13 protein-coding genes and 2 pseudogenes are annotated in these 20,406 nt (G+C 69.0%); 12 read left to right on the top strand and 3 right to left on the bottom strand.

The genetic code is table 11. From position 1 onward, the window contains the following. Nucleotides 1-169 precede the first annotated feature (169 nt). A pseudogene (locus ASC56_RS35905) lies at nucleotides 170-1,294 on the bottom strand (cation:proton antiporter); the annotation flags it as partial. A 14-nt stretch (nucleotides 1,295-1,308) separates the two neighbouring features. Here ASC56_RS35905 and ASC56_RS35900 point away from each other — a divergent pair. Continuing rightward, nucleotides 1,309-1,878: a DUF4118 domain-containing protein gene (locus ASC56_RS35900; RefSeq protein WP_055495807.1), complete on the top strand. Its 570-nt coding sequence runs from the start codon at nucleotides 1,309-1,311 to the stop codon at nucleotides 1,876-1,878. A 12-nt stretch (nucleotides 1,879-1,890) separates the two neighbouring features. On the opposite strand, the gene ASC56_RS35895 is transcribed toward ASC56_RS35900, so the two are convergent. Further along, entirely contained in the window at nucleotides 1,891-2,457 is a 567-nt protein-coding gene (locus ASC56_RS35895; RefSeq protein WP_055495806.1) for a hypothetical protein, read from the bottom strand. A 284-nt stretch (nucleotides 2,458-2,741) separates the two neighbouring features. Here ASC56_RS35895 and ASC56_RS35890 point away from each other — a divergent pair, with 284 nt between their 5' ends. From ASC56_RS35890 to ASC56_RS35835, 11 genes and pseudogenes are all read left to right on the top strand, one after another. Further along, entirely contained in the window at nucleotides 2,742-4,586 is a 1,845-nt protein-coding gene (locus ASC56_RS35890) for an APC family permease (RefSeq protein WP_055495805.1), read from the top strand. Nucleotides 4,587-4,843: 257 nt separating this feature from the next. Continuing rightward, nucleotides 4,844-4,933, top strand: coding sequence for a K(+)-transporting ATPase subunit F (kdpF, locus tag ASC56_RS35885; RefSeq protein ID WP_009326374.1), 90 nt, complete (start codon nucleotides 4,844-4,846; stop codon nucleotides 4,931-4,933). Between the two features lie 8 nt (nucleotides 4,934-4,941). Continuing rightward, nucleotides 4,942-6,606 (top strand): potassium-transporting ATPase subunit KdpA, encoded by a 1,665-nt coding sequence (gene kdpA / locus ASC56_RS35880; RefSeq protein WP_055495804.1) that lies wholly within the window; start codon nucleotides 4,942-4,944, stop codon nucleotides 6,604-6,606. Next, nucleotides 6,603-8,735 (top strand): potassium-transporting ATPase subunit KdpB, encoded by a 2,133-nt coding sequence (gene kdpB / locus ASC56_RS35875; RefSeq protein WP_055495803.1) that lies wholly within the window; start codon nucleotides 6,603-6,605, stop codon nucleotides 8,733-8,735. Before kdpA ends, kdpB begins: the two co-directional genes overlap by 4 nt. A 5-nt stretch (nucleotides 8,736-8,740) precedes the next feature. Continuing rightward, the gene (locus tag ASC56_RS35870; RefSeq protein ID WP_055495802.1) at nucleotides 8,741-9,409 is read left to right on the top strand and encodes a potassium-transporting ATPase subunit C; all 669 of its coding nucleotides are present in this window, start codon (nucleotides 8,741-8,743) and stop codon (nucleotides 9,407-9,409) included. Between the two features lie 115 nt (nucleotides 9,410-9,524). Continuing rightward, nucleotides 9,525-9,671, top strand: a pseudogene (locus ASC56_RS35865) (diaminopimelate decarboxylase); the annotation flags it as partial. Nucleotides 9,672-10,041: 370 nt separating this feature from the next. Next, nucleotides 10,042-11,961 (top strand): ABC transporter ATP-binding protein, encoded by a 1,920-nt coding sequence (locus ASC56_RS35860; RefSeq protein ID WP_055495800.1) that lies wholly within the window; start codon nucleotides 10,042-10,044, stop codon nucleotides 11,959-11,961. A gap of 1,124 nt (nucleotides 11,962-13,085) precedes the next feature. Further along, the gene (locus tag ASC56_RS35855; RefSeq protein WP_234377239.1) at nucleotides 13,086-14,237 is read left to right on the top strand and encodes a globin domain-containing protein; all 1,152 of its coding nucleotides are present in this window, start codon (nucleotides 13,086-13,088) and stop codon (nucleotides 14,235-14,237) included. Beyond that, on the top strand, nucleotides 14,234-14,905 hold the full coding sequence (locus tag ASC56_RS35850; protein WP_055495798.1) for a pyridoxamine 5'-phosphate oxidase family protein: 672 nt from the start codon (nucleotides 14,234-14,236) through the stop codon (nucleotides 14,903-14,905). Before ASC56_RS35855 ends, ASC56_RS35850 begins: the two co-directional genes overlap by 4 nt. Nucleotides 14,906-15,982: 1,077 nt before the next feature. Beyond that, nucleotides 15,983-16,819, top strand: a complete 837-nt coding sequence (locus ASC56_RS35840; protein WP_234377238.1) for a serine protease — start codon at nucleotides 15,983-15,985, stop codon at nucleotides 16,817-16,819. A gap of 669 nt (nucleotides 16,820-17,488) precedes the next feature. Beyond that, nucleotides 17,489-17,977 (top strand): GNAT family N-acetyltransferase, encoded by a 489-nt coding sequence (locus tag ASC56_RS35835; RefSeq protein WP_079102955.1) that lies wholly within the window; start codon nucleotides 17,489-17,491, stop codon nucleotides 17,975-17,977. A 758-nt stretch (nucleotides 17,978-18,735) separates the two neighbouring features. Here the strand turns inward: ASC56_RS35835 and ASC56_RS35830 are convergent. Beyond that, complete coding sequence (locus ASC56_RS35830) at nucleotides 18,736-20,355, bottom strand: alkaline phosphatase family protein (protein WP_055495818.1); 1,620 nt, start codon at nucleotides 20,353-20,355, stop codon at nucleotides 18,736-18,738. Between the last annotated feature and the right edge of the window lie 51 nt (nucleotides 20,356-20,406).

Here is a 20,406-nt window from a genome sequence, read left to right as displayed (position 1 = left end):
GTCCTTGGCCAGGCCACCCTGGAGCGTCCTTCGGGTGTCTCGTCGGCCAGGGACGACAGCTGGGCCGCGTCCGCGAGTTGCCGTGAGCAGGGCGCCGATCGTCGGCGGCGACGTTGGAGGGTGACGTGCCTCCAGCCGTCCCCAGGTGACGCGCTCTCCCAGCGGAGCGCTACGCGTCCGACAACCGGGCCTCCTCCAGGTCCAGCGACCGCTGCAGGCGGCGGCGGGTGGTGTCGCTGATGGTGTGGGCGTCGTAGAGTCGCTGGAGTTCGCTGGTCTCGACGGCGATCAGGTCGCGGCGCAGCTGGCGGTAGACCCGGTCGGCGGACTCCGTCGGGGTGTTGTCGGTCTCCTGCTCGGCGAGATGGTCGCGAGCGTCCTCCAGGCGGGCGTTCAGGCCGCGGCGGAGCCGGTCCAGGACGACGTCGGCTACGACCTCCAGCTCCGCCAGCTCCTCCAGCCGGGCGAGGCCGGCGTGGGCCAGGCGGGAGCGGGCCTCGGCCTCCTCGCGGGCGGTGTGGGCGGGTTCCAGGGCGATGCCGGAGGCGCGGACGACCGGGGCGAGGGTGAAGCCCTGCACGACGAGGGTCACCACCACGACCGAAGTGGTCAGGACCAGCACCAGCGGGCGGTCGGCGAGCGGCGTGCCGTTCTTCGCGACCTCGGGGATGGACAGCGCGGCGGCCAGCGGCATCACGCCGCGCGTGCCCGCCCAGGTCAGCACCATCGGCACCCGCCAGTTCACGCGGCCGATGCCGCCCTTGCGCTGCACGACCGCCGACAGCGGCGCAAGCCACAGCATCCGTACGGCGATCAGGGTGGCGGCGACGGCGAGGGCGTACAACGGCCAGGCCCGGTCACCGTCGGCCAGGGCCCGTACCTCGGCGGGAAGGGCCAGCCCTATCAAGGAGAAGACCACACTCTCCAGCAGGAACACCACCGTGCCGTACACGGCGTGCAGCTGGAGGCGGATGCGGGCGTTGGTAAGGCGGTCGCCACGGCCGCCGAGGACCACACCGGCCACTACGCACGAGGTCACGCCGGAGGTGTGGGCGGCCTCCGCGAGCAGGTAGGCGGCGTACGGGGTGACCAGGGCGATCACCGTCTCCAGAACCGGGTCCTCGGTACGGCGCCGGATCAGAGTGATCACTCCGGCCACCGCCGCCCCGATCACCGTGCCGCCGCCCGCGAGCAGCAGGAACTGGCCGCTGGCCGCTCCCCAGTTCGCGGCGGCCGAGGCGATGGCGATGCCGGCCGCCACGCGGACCAGCACCAGGGAGGTGGCGTCGTTGCAGCCGCACGGCGGGCGTGGTCGCGGCCCTGTCGGCGGCGGCCTGGTTCGACTTCTTCCTCACCCGGCCGTACCAGACCTTCGACATCACCGCATCCGCCGACATCGAGACGGCGGTACTCCTGCTGGTCGTCGGCGTCATCGTGTCCCAACTGGCGGCTCACGCCCGTCGACTTGAGGTCATCACGGTCACGGACGCGGCTCACCTCTCCCGTATCCACCGGACGGCGGACCTGGCACAGTCGGCCAACTCCGCGGACACCGTGGTCGACCACGTCCGTCAGGAGCTCACCGGCCTGCTAGGGCTGCGCGCCTGCCGCTTCGAGTACGGCACCCTGCTGGGACAGCCGCCACGCCTCCAGAACGATGGCAACGTGACAGTGGGCAGACACTCCTGGGACGTGGACGCCGCCGGCTGGCCCGAGGGCGAGATCGAGCTGCGCACCTACGGCAACGGCCACTACCTCGGCCGCTTCATGCTCACCCCCGGCGCGGGCACCGTACCTTCGCTCCGGGCGCGGCTTGTCGCGGTGACGCTGGCCGACCAGACGGGGGCCGCTCTGGACACATCGGGGCCGGTCACCTGACCCTCCTGCCGCTCACTCCAGGCCGGAGGCTTCGAACACAGCGCGGGCGGTTTCGCGGTCCACGCGCCGGGCGATGCGCTGCAAGGCGGTCGCGCCGCACAGCAGCGAGCCGTCGGCGGCGGCCTTCCGCGCGCCTTCCTCAAGGCGGAACCACAGCTGCGGGTTGCGCACCAGGACCTCCGGGTCGACCTCGACGCGGCCGCCCAGGGCGTCCCGCAGCAGGAGTCGTTGGGAGATGCCGTCCAGGCAGCGGACCGACACCAACAGGTCCGTCCGTACTCGGTGCTCGCGCAGTATGCGGCGCGAGGCCAGCCAGTTCTCGCCCGCGGCCACCCGGGCGGGATACAGCACGACGAACAGCAGTCCGGAGAGCACGAGCCACAGCGCGGCGCGCCACAGGGCGGTCCGTCCGGAGCCCCAGTCGACCAGGAGCAGCAGGGCGAGCAGTACGCCGGCGCAGCGGACGGCGCTCCACAACTCCTTTGCGCGATCGAGGTCGTTCGCGACCTGCCCGGATCCGTCTGCTGCGTCCGCCTGTGCGCCGAGCGGTCTGCGGCGCGCGTCGTCACGGCGTCCCATGCCGCTGACGGTAGCGACCCGAGGAACCCGATCGGCACACCTTGACGCGGTCTTCCGCCGCCCTGGTGACGCGGCGCCGGTGAAGACGTGAGGAACCGCCGGAAATCCGTCAGGACGGTAGTCGTCCAGAGCACATGCCCGTCAAGGTCGCGTCAAGGTCGGCCGGTTGGGCGCGAAGATGCCGCAAGGAACGGCAGGAGCGGGCGGGAAGCGGACAGACCCTGGGGGCGGTCGCGCACTCCTCAGCCCTCGTGCGCGGTGGAAGGAAGAAGGAGCCCGTGCCCATGTCCGTCCTGACCGCCGAGCAGCCGGATGCCGTCCCCGTCGGCGGGGAACCCCCTGATACCGGCGACCGCCACCGGCTGACCGCCGTCACCGGCCTGGCCGCGCTGTCGCTGGACGCGATGGCGTCGGTGGCGTACGGCCCGGAGGCGATCGTCCTGGTCCTGGCCGCCGCGGGCGCCCACGGGCTGGGCTTCACGATGCCGGTCACGCTGGCCATCGCCGCCCTGCTGGCGGTGCTGGTGGCCTCCTACCGGCAGGTGATCGCGGCCTTCCCGAACGGCGGCGGGTCCTACGCGGTGGCGAAGACGCACCTGGGGGCGCGGACGAGTCTGGTGGCCGCCGCCTCGCTGGTGCTGGACTACGTCCTCAATGTCGCCGTCGCCGTGACGGCCGGCGTGGCCGCCCTGACGTCCGCCTTCCCGGCCTTCTACGACGACCGGCTGTGGCTGTGCCTGGCGGTGCTGGCGCTGATCACGGGCGTCAACCTGCGCGGGATCGTGGAGTCGGCGCGGGCGTTCATCGTGCCGACGGTCGTGTTCGTCGGGTCGGTCTTCGTCCTCATCGCCGTCGGCCTGTTCCGTTCCCACCCGGTGAGCACGGTGACCGCGGCCGGGCATGCCTCGGTGGTCGCGGACAACGCCACGGTCGTCGGGGCGCTGCTTCTGCTGAAAGCTTTTGCCTCCGGGTGTGCGGCGCTGACCGGCGTCGAGGCCATCGCCAACGCCGTACCGTCCTTCCGGCTGCCGCGGGTCCGCCGGGCCCAGCGCGCGGAGGTCGCCCTGGGTGCCGTACTGGGCCTGATGCTGATCGGCCTTTCGGTGCTGATCGGCCGCTTCCACCTGCAGCCGGTCGCGGGCGTCACGGTCCTGGCACAGCTCGCGGACGCCTCGCTCGGCCACAACTGGGCGTTCTACGTGATCCAGTTCGCGACGATGATCCTGCTGGCGCTGTCCGCCAACACCTCCTTCGGCGGGCTGCCTGTGCTGCTCAAACTCCTCGCCCGCGACAACTACGCGCCGCACGTCTTCGCCCTGAAGGCCGAACGCCAGGTCCACCGGCACGGCGTCCTCGCCCTCGCCGTCGTCTCGGCCGCGCTGCTGGTCTTCTCCGGCGGCGACACCAACACCCTGGTGCCGATGTTCGCCATCGGCGTCTTCGTCGGCTTCACGATCGCCCAGGTGGGCATGGTCCGGCACTGGCGGCTGGGACGGGGACGGGGATGGCGTGGAAAGGCGCTGCTGAACGGCTTTGGCGCGGTCCTCACCGGTGTCGCGACGGTCGTCGTCACGGCGAGCAAGTTCGCCGAGGGCGCCTGGCTGATCGTGATCGCGCTCCCTCTGCTGGTAGTCGCCTTCGAGACCGTGCACCGCGCCTACGGCCGGATCGGCGAGCGACTCGGCCTGGGCCGGATCCCCGAGGCTCCGCACCGCGAGCGCTCACTGGTGGTAGTCCCCGTGTCGTCCCTGTCCCGGCTGACGTCGGAGGCCCTGACCGCGGCCGTCTCCCTCGGCGACGAGGTCCGGGCGGTGACCGTGTGCTACCCGGAGCCCGAGGACCGGGCCCAGCTGCACGCCTTGGAGCATGCCTGGGCGAAATGGGACCCGGGCGTGGAGCTGGTCCGGCTCTCCTGCAAGCGGCGCAGCCTGGGCCGCCCCATCGCCGCGTACATCCGAGAGGTGACCGCCGCCGAGCCGGGCACGCGGGTCACCGTGCTGATCCCGGAGACCGAGCCGGAGCGGCTGTGGCAGCGGCTGCTCCAGAACCAGCGGGGCGCGGTCGTCGCACACGCCGTACGGCGCGAGACGGACGCGGTGATCTGCCGGCTGCGCTTCCGGCTGATGTGAGCCGGGGTCACTCACCGTCACCGCGCGCTACTGGTCAGTACAGATCAGGGTCGTAAGAGTCCCGTCAAAGCCGTAGGGGCCGCCGTAAGAGTGCCGTCAACGGGCGACCGGATCCGGCCAGACAGGCGCTTCCCTCTAATCGTCCGATTCAACCGAACCTCACTCCAGGAGTTCGCGATGGCCGATCTGGCCTTCGTCGTCACCGTGCTCGCGGGTTTCGCGCTGGTGGCCCTTGTCGCCAAGGGGGTGACGAAGCTGTGACCGCCGAGAACGTCGTCGGCCTGGTCGTGGCCGTCGCCCTGCTGGGCTATCTCGTCCTCGCCCTGATCTTCCCGGAGAGGTTCTGAGCGCACACATGGGTCCCGTACTCGCCGGCCTGCTCCAGTTGCTCGCCCTCATAGGCGCACTGGCGCTCGTCTACGTCCCTGTCGGCAACTACATGGCCAACGTCTACTCCTCACGCAAGCACCTGCGCGTCGAGCAGTGGACCTACAAGGCCATCGGTGCCAATCCCGACACCGAGATGACCTGGCCTGCCTATCTGCGCGGTGTCCTCGCCTTCTCGGCCGTCAGCGTCCTCTTCCTCTACCTCCTCCAGCGGCTGCAGGGCGTCCTGCCCGGCTCGATGCACTTCTCCTCGGTCAACCCGGCGCAGTCGTTCAACACGGCTGTCTCGTTCGTGACGAACACGAACTGGCAGTCGTACTACGGCGAGCAGACCATGGGGCACGTCGTGCAGACCGCCGGTCTGGCCGTGCAGAACTTCGTCTCGGCGGCCGTGGGCATGGCCGTCGCGGTGGCCCTGGTGCGCGGCTTCGCCCGTTCCCGCACGGGTGAGCTGGGCAACTTCTGGTCCGACCTGGTGCGCGGCACGCTGCGGATCCTGCTGCCGGGCGCGGCGATCGCCGCCGTCGTGCTCGTGGCCTGTGGCGTGATCCAGAACTTCTCCGGCATCCATGAGGTCGGCCAGTTCATGGGCGGTTCGCAGCAGTGGAACGGCGGCGCGGTCGCCTCGCAGGAGGCCATCAAGGAGCTGGGCACCAACGGCGGAGGCTACTTCAACGCCAACAGTGCCCACCCCTTCGAGAACCCCACCCCCTTCACCAACATCCTCGAGATCTTCCTGATCCTGGTGATCCCGTTCTCGCTGACCCGCACCTTCGGCGTGATGGTCGGCTCGGTGAAGCAGGGGTACGCCATCCTCGCCACGATGTTCACCATCTGGCTGGGCTTCGTCGCGCTGATGATGTGGACCGAGTTCGCGCACCACGGCCCGGCGCTCCAGGCGGCGGGCGGCGCGATGGAGGGCAAGGAGGTCCGCTTCGGCATCGGCCCCTCGTCGATCTTCGCGGTGTCGACCACGCTGACCTCGACCGGTGCGGTGGACTCCTTCCACTCCTCCTTCACCGGCCTCGGCGGCGGCATCGCCATGCTGAGCATGATGCTGGGCGAGATCGCGCCCGGCGGTACCGGATCCGGCCTCTACGGCATACTGATCATGGCGGTCATCGCGGTGTTCATCGCCGGTCTGATGGTGGGCCGTACGCCCGAGTACCTGGGCAAGAAGATCGGCGGCCGCGAGATGAAGCTCGCCGCCTGCTACATCCTCATCACTCCCGCCCTCGTGCTGGTCTTCACCGCGGCCTCCATGGCGCTGCCGACCCCGCCGCACTCGATGCTCAACTCCGGTGCGCACGGGTTCTCCGAGGTGCTGTACGCGTTCACGTCCGCGTCGAACAACAACGGCTCGGCCTTCGCCGGCCTGAACGCGAACACCGACTGGTTCAACACCATGACGGGGCTCGCGATGCTGCTGGGCCGTTTCCTGCCGATGGTGTTCGTGCTGGCGCTGGCCGGTTCGCTCGCCGAGCAGACGCCGGTGCCGGTGACCGCGGGCACCCTGCGCACCGAGAAGCCGCTGTTCACCGGTCTGCTGGTGGGCGCGATCCTGATCATCACCGGTCTGACGTACTTCCCGGCGCTGGCGCTGGGCCCGCTGGCCGAGGGGCTGGCGTCATGACCACCGACACCCAGAAGCACGAGGACTCCATGTCCACTCCCACCCTTGCGCCCCATCAGGACGCGCCGACCGGGCACAAGCCCGCCGAGGGCCGTGTCGGAGCGGGCCTCTTCGACCCCAAGCAACTGGTCAAGTCGCTGCCGGAAGCATTCCGCAAGCTCGACCCGCGGGTGATGGTCAAGTCGCCCGTGATGTTCGTGGTGTGGATCGGCTCGATCCTGACCACCGTCTTCTCCCTCAAGGACCCGGGCAACTGGTTCGGCTGGACCATCAGCGCCTGGCTGTGGCTGACCGTGATCTTCGCCAACCTGGCGGAGGCGGTCGCCGAGGGCCGCGGCAAGGCACAGGCCGACACTCTGCGCAAGGCCAAGACCGACACCGTCGCCCGCCGGCTTCTCGGCGACGGTACGTCCGAGGAGCAGGTACCCGGAACCGAGCTGAAGATCGGCGACCTGGTGGTGTGCGAGGCCGGTGACGTCATCCCGGGTGACGGTGATGTCGTCGAGGGTGTGGCCTCGGTGGACGAGTCGGCGATCACGGGTGAGTCCGCCCCGGTCATCCGGGAGTCCGGCGGCGACCGCAGCGCCGTCACCGGCGGCACCAAGGTGCTGTCCGACCGGATCGTCATCAAGATCACGACGAAGCCGGGCGAGACCTTCATCGACCGGATGATCAACCTCGTCGAGGGCGCGGCCCGCCAGAAGACGCCCAACGAGATCGCGCTGAACATCCTGCTCGCCTCGCTGACCATCGTCTTCCTGCTGGCGGTGGCCACCCTGCCGCCGTTCGCGAACTACGCGGGCACCCATCTGACGATGGTCGTCCTGGTGGCGCTCCTCGTCTGCCTCATCCCTACGACGATCGGCGCCCTGCTGTCCGCGATCGGCATCGCGGGCATGGACCGCCTCGTCCAGCGCAACGTACTGGCCATGTCCGGGCGGGCGGTCGAGGCCGCCGGTGACGTCTCCACGCTGCTGCTCGACAAGACCGGCACCATCACCCTCGGCAACCGGCAGGCCGCCGAGTTCGTTGCGGTGCGCGGCACCACCGAGGCCGAGGTCGCCGACGCCGCCCAGCTCTCCTCGCTGGCCGACGAGACCCCCGAGGGCCGCTCCATCGTCGTCCTGGCGAAGGAGAAGTACGGCCTGCGCGAACGCCACCAGGGCGAGCTGGCGCAGGCCGAGTGGATCGCCTTCACCGCCCAGACCCGCATGTCGGGTGTGGACGTCGACGGCAGGAAAATCCGCAAGGGCGCCACCGCCTCGGTCATCGCCTGGGTGCAGGAGCAGGGCGGCACGGTCGCGGGGGACGCGGACGGCATAGCCAACCGGATCTCCGAGGCCGGCGGCACCCCGCTGCTGGTCGCCGTCCACGACGACAAGGGCGCCCGCATCTTGGGTGTCATCCACCTGAAGGACGTCGTCAAGGACGGCATGCGGGAGCGGTTCGAGGAACTGCGCCGCATGGGCATCAAGACCATCATGATCACGGGCGACAACCCGCTGACCGCCAAGGCGATCGCCGAGGAGGCCGGCGTCGACGACTTCCTCGCCGAGGCCACCCCCGAGGACAAGATGGCCCTCATCAAGCGGGAACAGGCGGGCGGCAAGCTGGTCGCGATGACCGGTGACGGCACGAACGACGCGCCCGCGCTGGCTCAGGCGGACGTCGGCGTGGCGATGAACACCGGTACGTCGGCCGCCAAGGAGGCCGGCAACATGGTCGACCTCGACTCCAACCCGACCAAGCTCATCGAGATCGTGGAGATCGGCAAGCAACTCCTCATCACCCGGGGCGCGTTGACGACGTTCTCCATCGCCAACGACGTCGCGAAGTACTTCGCGATCATCCCGGCGCTGTTCGCGGCGGTCTACCCGGGCCTGGACAAGCTGAACATCATGCAGCTGTCCTCGCCCAACTCCGCGATCCTGTCCGCGGTCATCTTCAACGCGCTGATCATCATCGCGCTGGTGCCGCTGTCCCTGAAGGGCGTGCGCTACCGGCCGATGAGCGCCGACAAGATGCTCCGCCGCAACCTCGGGATCTACGGCATCGGCGGCCTGATCGCGCCCTTCATCGGCATCAAGATCATCGACCTGCTCATCTCCCTCATCCCCGGAATCGGCTGATCGCCATGAACAACTCCGTAACGAACACCGCCCGGTTGCTCGGGGCGGGCCTGCGGGCCCTCCTCGTGCTGACCCTGGTGACCGGTGTCATCTATCCGCTGGTCGTCACCGGCATCGCGCAGGGGCTGTTCAGCAACAAGGCGAACGGCTCGGAGATCAAGGCGGACGGCAAGGTGGTCGGCTCGTCCCTGATCGGGCAGTCGTACAACCTGCCGCTGAAGAAGGGGCAGCAGACCCCTGACGCGGACCTGAAGTGGTTCCAGGGCCGCCCGGCGAACGGGCTCGGCACCAACAGCGTGAACACGCAGTACAAGCTGATTCTGTCCGGTGCGACCAACCTGTCCGCCGACAGCAAGGTGCTGGTCAAGCAGGTCGAGGACGCCAAGGCCGCGGTCGTGAAGGACAACTCCGTGCCCGGCTACACCGTCAAGCCGTCGGACGTCCCGGCGGATGCGGTGACCTCCTCCGGCTCCGGCCTGGACCCGGCGATCTCCCCGGCCTACGCCGAACTCCAGGTCCACCGCGTCGCCGCGAAGAACGGCCTGTCCCTCGCCCAGGTGGAGAAGCTGGTCAAGGGCCACACCGAGGGCCGCACCCTCGGCTTCATCGGCGAGCCCCGGGTCAACGTCCTGGAGCTCAACATCGCGCTCAAGGGCCTTGTAGCGAAGCAGTGACGGCCTCAGGGCTCCGAACACAATGGGAGTCGGCGGCCCGGGAGACATCCCGGATCCGCCGACTCCCGCCGCCATGAGGTCGGTCGCCCTACTGCCGGCGCGCAGGGCCCGACCGGACGAGGCCGAGGTCCGCGACCGCTGCCGCACCTACTACGACGCCTTCCCCGACGCCGAAGTCCTCTACGCGGCCAAGGCGTTCCTGTGCCGGGCCATGGCCCACTGGACGGACGAGGAGGGACTCGGCCTCGACGTCTGCTCCGCCAGCCATCCGAGGTCCGTCCGACGTCGGACAGCGCCAACTGGTCGTCGATGAGCCACCCTTACGGCCCAGCCGTCGACGTTCCGATGTGGCCCCGGGCGATGGCCTCACCAGACCCCGCAGTCCGGGAGAGGGCACTCGGCCTGGAAGGGCGCCTGGTACTGGGCGGCCGGTGCCTCCGGCCCCGAGCCCGCCGTGCGTTGGGCCCTGAACCACGACGATGGCTACACCAACCGTCGCAAGCTCACCACTGGATGCGTCCGCTATATCCGCTGAACGCGGCGGTGTCCGGTTCTCGTCAGTCCGTGTTAAATGCCTGGACTGAGAACCTTCCCCGACGGGAAACTTCCGACTTCCGAACACCGGGAGTGTGATGGGGACAACAGATATGTGCGAGCCGGCGCCAGGCAGGAGCGCGGTCGTCCTGGCACTGCGCCGCTACGGCCGAGAACTGATGCGACTACGACGGCTGGCCCTGCCCGCGCTGCTGCTCCCGGCCGTGGGCAACATCGGCATCCGCTACGTCGCCCCCCTGCTGATCGCCAAACTGGCAGGACAGGCCGCCGACGACAGCGGTCTCACCCTCACCTCGGCGCTGCCGTACGTGCTGGGCTTCGGCGTGACGCTGCTGCTCGCCGAGGCAGTGTGGCGGGTCGGGCAGCACTGCCTGAACCGCGTGGACGCGCTCGGCATGGAACACCTGTACGTGAGTGGCATGGATGAACTTCTCGCCAAGGACGCGGCATTCTTCCACGACAACTTCGCCGGCTCCCTGACCAAACGGGTGCTGAGCTTCGGTAAGCGCTTCGAGGACTTCGTCGACACGGTGACGTACCGGATCGTGGGCAGCCTCGTCCCCCTGGTGTTCGGTGCCGTGGTCCTGTGGAGCTACGAACCGATGCTCGTCGCTGGCCTTCTTGTGATGATCGTGCTGACGGTGGTAGCCGCGACACCTCTGATCCGTCGCCGGCAGCGGCTCGTCAACGACCGTGAGGCGGCGATCGCCCGGGTCTCCGGCCACGTCGCCGACAGCCTCATGAACATGGAGACCATCCGGGCGTTCGCGGCCGAGCGGCGGGAGGCCGACGAACACCGCAGGCGTGTCGCGGACTCCCGGCGCCTGACGCTGAGGTCGTGGGACTACGGCAACCTGCGCGTCGACACCCTGATCGCCCCCATGTCCGTGGTGACCAACGTGCTGGGCCTGTTGGTCGCCATCGCCCTGGGTGGCCCGGGCCAGGGAGTGGAGGAGGTCGTCGTCGCTTTCACCTACTACTCCAACGCGACCCAGATCATGTTCGAGTTCAACCAGATCTACCGGCGTCTGGAGAGCTCGATGACGGAGGCCGCGCAGTTCACGGAACTGCTGCTGGATCCGCCCACCGTGCTCGACCCGACGGAACCCGAACCGCTCGCACCGCGGGACACAGGCATCCGTTTCGACGCAGTGACCTTCGGTCACACGGGCGCGAAGCCGATTTTCCAGGCACTCGACCTGGACGTGGCCGCAGGCGCACGGATCGGTCTGGTCGGCAGGTCCGGCGGAGGCAAGACCACACTCACCCGGCTCCTGCTGCGGATGTCGGACATCGACGACGGACGCATCCTGATCGGTGGTCAGGACATCAGCAGGCTGCGCCAGACCGACCTGCGCTCACTGATCGCCTACGTCCCACAGGAACCCGCCATGTTCCACCGCAGCCTGCGGGACAACATCGCCTTCGCCCGGCCCGGCGCCACTGACGAGGAGATCCACGCGGCGGCCGCGGCCGCGCACGTCACGGAGTTCGCCGACCAACTCCCCGACGGCTTCGGCACTCTGGTGGGGGAGCGGGGAGTGAAACTCTCGGGCGGCCAGCGCCAGCGCGTCGCCCTCGCCAGGGCCATTCTGCGGGACGCCCCGATCCTGCTGCTCGACGAGGCAACCAGCGCGCTGGACTCGGAGAGCGAGCTCCTCGTGCAGGACGCCCTGTGGCGGTTGATGGATGGACGGACGGCCCTCGTGGTCGCCCACCGTCTGAGCACCGTTGCCGGCATGGACCGTCTCGTCGTCGTTGACCGCGGAAGCGTCGTCGAGCAGGGCACCCACGAGGAACTGCTCGCAGCGAAGGGCGCCTATGCCAAGCTGTGGCAGCACCAGTCGGGCGGCTTCCTCGGCGAGAGCACCGAGTCAGCCTCCGGACGCCCCGCCCCAGGAGCCCGTTCCAGCGGGCTGCCTGGACCGGTCGACCCAGCGCCGGACGGGGACCACGGGACGTCGTCGCACGCTCGTACGAGCACCGCGTCCAGGTAACCGAGTCGGTCACGGAGCGGGATGTCGACGTTCGCGATCCGCTGTGGTCGGCCAGAGTCGGATTCAGGATTTTCCATGAGCTGGGACTGAGCATGCTGCGCGGGACTCGGCCGGGAAGCTGTGGGTGTGGGGAGAATGGGCGGGTGCAGTCCTGCGGCGGGGTCTGACTCTTGAGGTCTCTGACCGGGGTGAGCTCACCGCGCAACAAACGGCCCCACCACACGTGCCCGCTCCTGCGGCGGACGCCCCTGCCGACCGGAAGCGCGCAGGTGGAGCTGCGCGGCCGTCGGGCCTACGTCCCCGGCTCGACACGGGGTCGCTCCCGTGAACGTGGGTCGTAGCCCCGCCCAGGCCGGGGGCGAACCGCGGGCGCCCTCCTACTGTCCGGTAACCCCGTGAACCTCGTTCAACGGGATCCCGGAACACATGTCGACACCCTCGAACGCTAGGGTGACGGGCGCCTGGCGGTTGCCCGTCCCAGGCAGCCGGGCTGTCGGCACAGGAGCTGTTCGCACACGTGCGGGGGCTCCCGGCAGCTTGGGCCCAGCGCCCGACGATGCCGTCGCCCTGCTCTTGCCGAGTGCGCCGACGCGGTGAGAGAAAGGTACGTGTTCCATGTACAGCGCTCGCCAGCGCACTGGTACCACGCATGTCGCACCCAAGCCGCACCTCGGTGAAGTCCGTGCCAGAAGCCATCCCCCACGGCAGACGTGCACAGTTCGTAGCGGGTCTGCTCGGCGCCGCCCGGCACCGGGGATGGTCCGGAGGGAGTTCCTCGGCTCATCCAGGCCGGGTGTCGTCCTCTCCGCGCGGAAACGAGCGAGCGGGGTGGGCGGACGATTCCGTCCCGCAGTGATGCGGACTCAGCCGACACACCTTGCGCGTACCACGGAGCTGGACGAGAGGCTCTGCCTTCACGCCGGTGCGGCGTCGGCGACGGAACACACCTGGGATCAACGGTGACGGGCAGATTCCAGTCCATGCAGCACACCCGGGACCCAGACACGCCGCCGGGGCCGGCGGATGGATGGAACAGAGCCGCCCCACCGGGCCCGGCCCCCACCACGGTGGCCCATCACGCGGCACCCGCCCATCCCCCTGTCAGTGCTGAGGACGTCGCGCTGGTGCGGGGCAGCCTGGCGGTTGTCGCACCTCACGTCGCCGAGCTGGCCGTGTACTTCTACGACATCCTCTTTGCGCGTCATCCACAGGTCAGGGACTTGTTCCCGGCCGAACTCGACGTCCAGCGGGAACGTCTGGTCCGAGCTCTGCTGCGCATCGTGGAACTGGTCGACGACCCCGGCAACCTCGTCGCGTTCTGCTCCCGTCTCGGGCGTGGCCACCGCAAGTTCGGCACGCAAAGCGCTCATTACCCGGCTGTCGGCGAATGCCTGCTGCAAGCCCTCTCCCACTACGCGGGGCCGGCCTGGAGCCCGGAGTTGGCGGCGGCTTGGCAGCGTGCCTACACCGCTGCCGCGGACGTGATGGCCCGCGCCGCCGAGGAGGACGCGCGTCACCGGCCGGCCGTGTGGCACGCGCACATCGTCAAGCACGTGCACCGCGGACACGGAATCGCTGAGATCACCATCCAGCCACAGCTGCCGTACCCCTTCGTGGCGGGCCAGTACGTGAGCATCGAGACGCCCTGGGCGCCGAGGCTGTGGCGGCATTACTCACCCGCACACGCCCCACGGCCCAACTCCCAGCTGACCTTCCACGTCCGTGCGGTGCCCGGAGGCACGGTCAGCAACGCGCTGGTGCACCACGCCCGTCCGGGAGACCCGGTTCGGCTGGGGCCGCCAGAAGGCGACATGGTGCTGCGTCCGACCGCCGGACGGGACCTGCTCTTCGTCGCCGGCGGTACCGGCCTGGCTCCGATACGCGCCCTGATCGAGCAGGCGGCCCAGAACGGCATAGGGGACGCGCGGGAGGTCAGTCTGTTCATCGGCGCCAGAACGGCGGACGAACTGTACGGGCTCGATGACATGCTGCGCATGTCCCAGCGCTACCACTGGCTCCGCGTCCGGGCCGCGGTCTCCCACGAGCGTATCGCCGGACTGGAGGGCACGCTGCCCGAGGTACTGGCGGAATTCGGTCCCTGGTACCGGCACGAGGCGTACCTGTGCGGCCCACCGCAGATGCTCGGTGAAGCCATGCAGGCCCTGCGGCGTCATGGCGTCCCGCCGCACCACATCCACTACGACCCCTGGGACGTCCCCGTCCTGACCGCCCCTCTGGGGCCGCCCCCGCCTGAAGAGGAGACCGACCAGCTGTGAACAGCCCCGAGACGACCGGCTCCTTCGGTGAACGACTGCTGCAGCAGCAGCTCGGCACCACTGACCGAGCGGCCGACTTCTACGACCGTCAGGTACACCCCTACCTGACGCCCGCCATGCGGGAGTTCATAGCCCGGCAGACCATGATGTTCCTGTCGACCGCCGACTCCCGAGGAGCCTGCGACAGCAGCTTCCGCTCCGGGCCGCCGGGATTCTGCGTCTCCCTCGACGACCGCACTCTGGCCTACCCCGAATACCGGGGCAACGGTGTCCTGGCCAGCGCGGGGAACATGACCGAGAACCCCCACCTCGGCATGCTGTTCATGGACTTCACTCATGATCACATAGGGCTGCACATCAATGGCACAGTGCGGCTGTACACCGACCGCGACCTCCGCACCTGGTACCCGCATCTGCCGACCGACACCGCGCCCGGTCGCCAACCCCACCTGTGGGTCCACCTCACCGTCGAGGAAGCCTACGTCCACTGCTCCAAGTACATCCCCCACCTGGAGCCGGCCCCGCGCCCCCGCCCGGCCACGGACAGAAATCGTCCCAAGGACAGCGCCTACTTCACGGAGTCCGCCCCTTCTCACCGGGCCCCTGACGCGGGAGATGCCGACACCGGCCGCACCTCATGGCGACACCGCTGGCGGCCGGGCCGGTGAGGGTGACCTGGTGGATCCGGCCGAGCTCGGCGGCGAGCTTGGACCAGGGCTGCACGGTGCGGCGCTCGGCGACGCGGATCAGCAGCAGGGCGAGCCAGCACAGCAGCACGTGAGCGCGTGTCCACTCGTCGAGGCGGTGGTGGACCGGCCGCAGGTCGAGGGTGGATTTCATCGTGCGGAACGCGCGTTCGGCTTCCAGCAAGTTCTTGTAGCCGAGCGCGACGTCCTCGGCGGACAGGTCCGGGTCGCCTCGGCGCCCAGCGGCGCAACCCGTCGACGTCCAGTCGGTCCTCGTGGCCGAAGTCGACCAGCACCTCGGCCTGTGTGGTGCCGCCGACCCGCCGGTTGTGGGCGAGTTGGAGGTAGCGCACCACCGACCCGTCCTTGTTCCGCCGCTGGATCTTCCGCAAGTACATGCCCGCGTCATCAGGCAACAGGCCAGATCAGAGCAATACCCATGGCAGATCCGTTTGCCCACGCCTCCGGGCAGTCTCAGGCGGGTGCCAGCCCTCTCACCTGCACAGATCTGCCGCCGACCCGCCCCGCATGCCCACCAACTGTCGAACTCGGGTTCCTGAACGGGATACATAAGGGATCGGGCTCTGACCAAAGCTGTCTGAGCTCTCCTCCAGCTCCCGGAATACCGGCTCACAGAACCTCGCGAGGGACGGGGAACACCAGGGCGAACGTTGAACCGCCGTTGATGCTGGTGTGTCCGCATGTTCCTCGCCCTGGCCACGAGACGCGGACGCCCCTGAACGAATCGTCGCGGCTGCTGAGGCTGTTTGAAGAAGACGGCTTGGCCGAGCGGGAAGCGTGTTCTCCTCGGCGTCGCGCATCATCCGCGCCGGCTCTGTACGAAGTGATCCAGGGTTCTCCTTCACTTCAGCGCCTTGCGTGGGCGGCTATTGAGCTCGGCGGTGACGGTGTCCAGGTCCTTGCGGGTGTGGGCTGACAGGCCGGTGCCTTTGGGACGGTGGATTGTGACGGGAACCTCTCCGTGGAGCACCTCCCGGATTCCCGACCCGTGTCGATAATGACCTTGTGCGCTCGCTAGCCAGGAATGCCATCCTGCCCTTGACGCTGGTCATCGTCGGGGCAGTCGCAGCGGTGGGTGACGCCGCGGAGGAAACCCATAGGGCCAGAAGCAGCTGGCGCAGCGGTTTCGGCAAGGCTGGCGAGCCGGGCCAGTCCCGGCAGGACCAGGACCAGCCCCTCTCCGCGACGGCCCCAGCCGAGGACGGCAACGCGTACACCCCCCGCAGGACCGAGGAGAACGCCCGGATCGGCGCGGTCTTCGAGAAGAACGATCAGGGCGCCCACTTCTGCACCGCGAGCGTGGTGCAGAGTCCGGGCCGGAACATGCTGATCACCGCGGCCCACTGCGCCTTCGATGCCGACACCGGACAGCCGCTGAACGACCTGGTCTTCGCCCCCGGCTACCGCAATGGCGACGAACCCACCGGCTTCTGGAAGGTCAGCAAGGTGGTCGTCGACGACCGCTGGGCCAAGTCGCAGGACGAGGACCTCGACGTCGCCTTCCTCGTCCTCGACCAGAAGGACGGCAAGGACATCCAGGACGTCCTGGGCGGCAACACCCTCGGTATCAACCGCGGCTTCGACAACAAGGTCAAGATCACCGGCTATCCCACCAGCCGTGACACCCCGATCTCATGCCAGAACCGCACCACGAAGTTCAGCGACACCCAGCTGCGCATCCAGTGCACCGATCTCGGGGACGGGACCAGCGGCAGCCCCTGGCTCGCCGACTACGACCCCAAGAGCCACACCGCCACGGTCATCGGCGTCCTGGGCGGCCATGAGGGCGGCGGCGACCAGGACGATGTGTCCTACGCCGCGTACTTCGACGACGACATCGCCAAGCTCTACCGACGCGCCCAGGACGAGGACTGAGCCCAGCTCGTCCGCACCCAGCTCACGGCGCAGAGCCGTACTCCGGTAATGCTTGCGGCGGGGCTTCCTCGCGCGGCGGGCTACGACGGCATGCAGCGTCCGGCGCGGACACCGTTGCACTCCGGCTCTCCGCTTTTCGAGCATACGGAGCAAGGACGCTGTAATGACACGTGTCGTACGACCGATGCGTATCACGGCACGGGAACTCCCCGCCGAACCAAGTGTTGGGGGCTCGACCAGGTCGTCCTTCGCCGCTTTGTGTGGAATCAGCGCGCTGAGGCCCCCCGCGGGCAGGTGCTGGCAGGGGGGCCTCGGCGTTTCTCAGCGGCGAGGTCCGTTCCTCGATCCTGCTGCGGCGTCTGTGCACGCCTGGAGTGCTCACGGCGGGCGGCGCTGCTGCTGGGCCAGCCGCTGAGGATTGGCTTCCACCTGGTCGGACAGCTACGCCACGACCCCGCTCACAGGCTGTGAGGCCCGCCAGAAGCCGTTCCGACGGGGACCTCCGCGCGGAGCCGTGAGACGCCGAAGCCGTACCGGAGCGTTCCGGCGCGGCTTCCGCGTGAGATCGGTTGCGCTCGCACGAGTGGTTCCCGGGAGCGGTGGAGGAACGTCTGCTCGAGTAGCCGACCCGCCGCAGGATGGCACTCTCCGGTGCGAAATACTCTCCCGGTGACTTCACGCACTTCTCCGATCAGCCAGCCGATCACTATACGGAGGGCGGTCGCGCGGGATGCCAAGCGGCTCACGCGGCTCGTGCGTGGCTCAGGCGCCTACGAGGGTAGGTACGCAGGCGCGGTGGCGGGCTACCGGGTCGGTCCTGACTACATAGAGGCCCACCGCGCCTTCGTAGCCGTCGGCGCCGACGAGCATGGAGGCCGGCTCCTCGGGTTCTACTCCCTCGTCCTCGCTCCACCGGAGCTCGACCTGCTGTTCGTCGCTGACGAAGTGCAAGGACGTGGTATCGGACGGCTGCTCGTCGCGCACATGCAGTCCGAGGCCCGTGCCGCCGGGCTCGACCGTGTCAAGGTCGTGTCGCATCCTCCCGCCGAGGACTTCTACCACCGCGCCGGTGCAGTGCGGATCGGGACCGCGCTTGCGAACCCGCCTGCCGTGCCGTGGGACCGTCCCGAATTCGAGTTTCGCATTCCTTGGGAATGACGCGGTGTGCCGGTTCGCAGGGCACCGGCTTCGCCTACATGGTGGCTGGCATGCAGGAGCAGCTGGACGCCGCGCGCTCCGCGTGTGCCGTCGTCTCTGCCCTGGCGGGGGGATCGCCTGCGCCAGCGGCCTCTCCCGGCGGCTCCCTCACCTCCGGCACTCCCAGGGCCACCTGCCCACCTGCGCGATCTCCGGAACGGGCATCACCTGGCGGGACCGTCGTACCGCCGCCGCATGAACGTGTCCGACCTGGCAATGTTCTCATTCGGCCGGTGCTGGAGGGAGCACGCGTGCTGGGATCGCGGAGAGCCAAGGCGAGGGCGGCGCTGGCCGCTAAAGCAGCCACGTGGGGCGGCGAGGTGGGCTGGCCGGTGAAGAAGTGGGACACCAAGGGCCAGGGGCACGGCATCCGCCAAGTCGCGGCCGAAGACCTCAGCCTGGCTCAAGCACGCCGGGCGCCGGCTGAACCCCGACCGCCAGCGAACGAGGCCGCCGCCTGATCGCGGCGGCGCAGTCAAGCACTCCCCGTGAAGTTGTGCGACTTCGCCCAGCTCATGGGCGAGCGCCGACCTGCAGATCCTCGCCCGGCCTCTTGCCGAGAAAGGTTCAGTACTTGCCGCGGCCGGTGACGAAGTCGCGCACGCGGTCCACCAGTCCCGCTTCCGGTGCGAGCAGCTTGACACCATGCATGAGCACGGGTGGGCCGCACGCTGTTCTGCGTGCGGCCCACCCGTGCCGGGGTCACGGGTTGCCGAGGGTCAGCGGACCGGCAGGATCTGGGTGTGGTCCTTCTGGACGGCCTGGAGGTTGTGGGGGTTCAGGCCCAGGAGGGACAGGATCGTCGGGGCGATCTGGGTGGTCTCGACCTGAGCAGTCTTGGTCATGCCCGCGGGGGTGCCCGCGCCGGAGATGACGAGCGGGACGTTCAGGTCGTCAGCGTGGGCGCCGCCGTGTTCGGCGATCTTCTTGGTGCCGCCCGTGTAGACCACACCGTACTTGGCGATGCCGAACAGGTCCGGGACCCGGGCGTCACCGGGCTTGACGCCGAAGTACTCGGCGGCCTCCTTGCCTGCGTAGACCCTGCTGAGCCCGCTGTTGCTGAAGGACTTGGTGGGCTTGCCGTTGATGTCGGTGCCCTTGCCGCTCTGCGACAGCAGGTACTGCTTGGCGAACGAGGTGGCCTCGGCGGAGCGGTCGTTCAGCCACAGCAGCATGCCGTCGTCGTCCACGGAGTGCGCGACGAGCTGGCCGGCGCCCGGGTGCTTCTTCTTCCAGGCGGCGTTGAGTCCGTCGAGCAGCGGACCGTCGTCCACGCGGGTCAGGGCCGTGGGATCGGTGGGCGACTGGCCGTGCTTGGCGGACAGAACGATGTCCGTGCTGGAGGCCAGGCCCTTGGCCTTGATCTCCTTGACCATCGCGCCGATCTCGGTGTTGACGTAGTCGAGGTTCTTCTGCAGCAGCGGGCCGGGGACGCCCTTGGAGGCGTAGCCGCCCTTGAGGCCCTCGGAGGAGGGCAGCTTCTGCGCGGTGGAGACCGACTGGAAGTTCATGCCGAAGATCGCCGGGGTGCCGACCTTGTGACGGCCGCTGTGGTCGTAGCCGTCGATCTCGTTGAGGACGGCCTTGACCTTGTAGCTGTCGTACTGCTCGGTCGCCTTGTTGTCGGTGGTCCAGTCGTTCCCGGCCGGGTAGCCGCCTGCGTCGCTGTTGATCTCCGGGGAGAACTGGTCCTGGATGCCTGTACCCGAAGGGCCGTTGAGGATGTCGTAGGCGATGTGCTTGTCCGACCAGGCGGTGCGCAGGCCGGCGTTGCGGGCCACGTTGAAGACGGTGTTCACCTGCAGGTACGAGTGCGGGTAGACCGGCTTGCAGGTCGTGGGGTCGACGGGCAGCTTGCTCGGGTCGAGCAGGCTCTGCGGCCGTCCAGTCATCTGCAGGATGCTGCCGGGCAGGTTCTTCAGGCCCTGACCGGCATCGAGGGAAGCCTTGTTCTTGTCCATGTCCTCGGTCATGTCCACCTCGACGCCGGGCTTGACGCCCTTGCAGTGGGTGGTGCCGGCCGGGAGCAGGGCGTGGTTGTACACGTCGTCGTAATAGACGCCGGTGGTACCCGGGCCGCCGCCGGTGACCTGGGCGGTCATGCCTGGGAAGGAGTCCGAGGGGGTGGTGGTGTGCGCGTTGGTGTAGTGCACGCCGCCGTTCACCAGTCGGGCCAGCGCGGAGCCGGGGTGGCGGGCGATGTACCAGGCCAGATCCGACTGGTGCAGACCGTCAACCGACAGCAGGAGGACGTGCTTGGCGGCCACGGGCTTCTGCGGCGCGGCCGAGGAGCCGGTGAGCTCCGACGCGGCGGCGAGCGAGCCTCCGGCGACGGTCATGGCGACACCGAGGGAGGCGGCCAGTCGTATGGATCGGCGGTTCACAACTAA

Source organism: Streptomyces sp. TP-A0356 (genome assembly GCF_001417775.1).
GTDB lineage: Bacteria > Actinomycetota > Actinomycetes > Streptomycetales > Streptomycetaceae > Streptomyces.
This window is presented reverse-complemented; position numbering and strand designations above follow the sequence as displayed.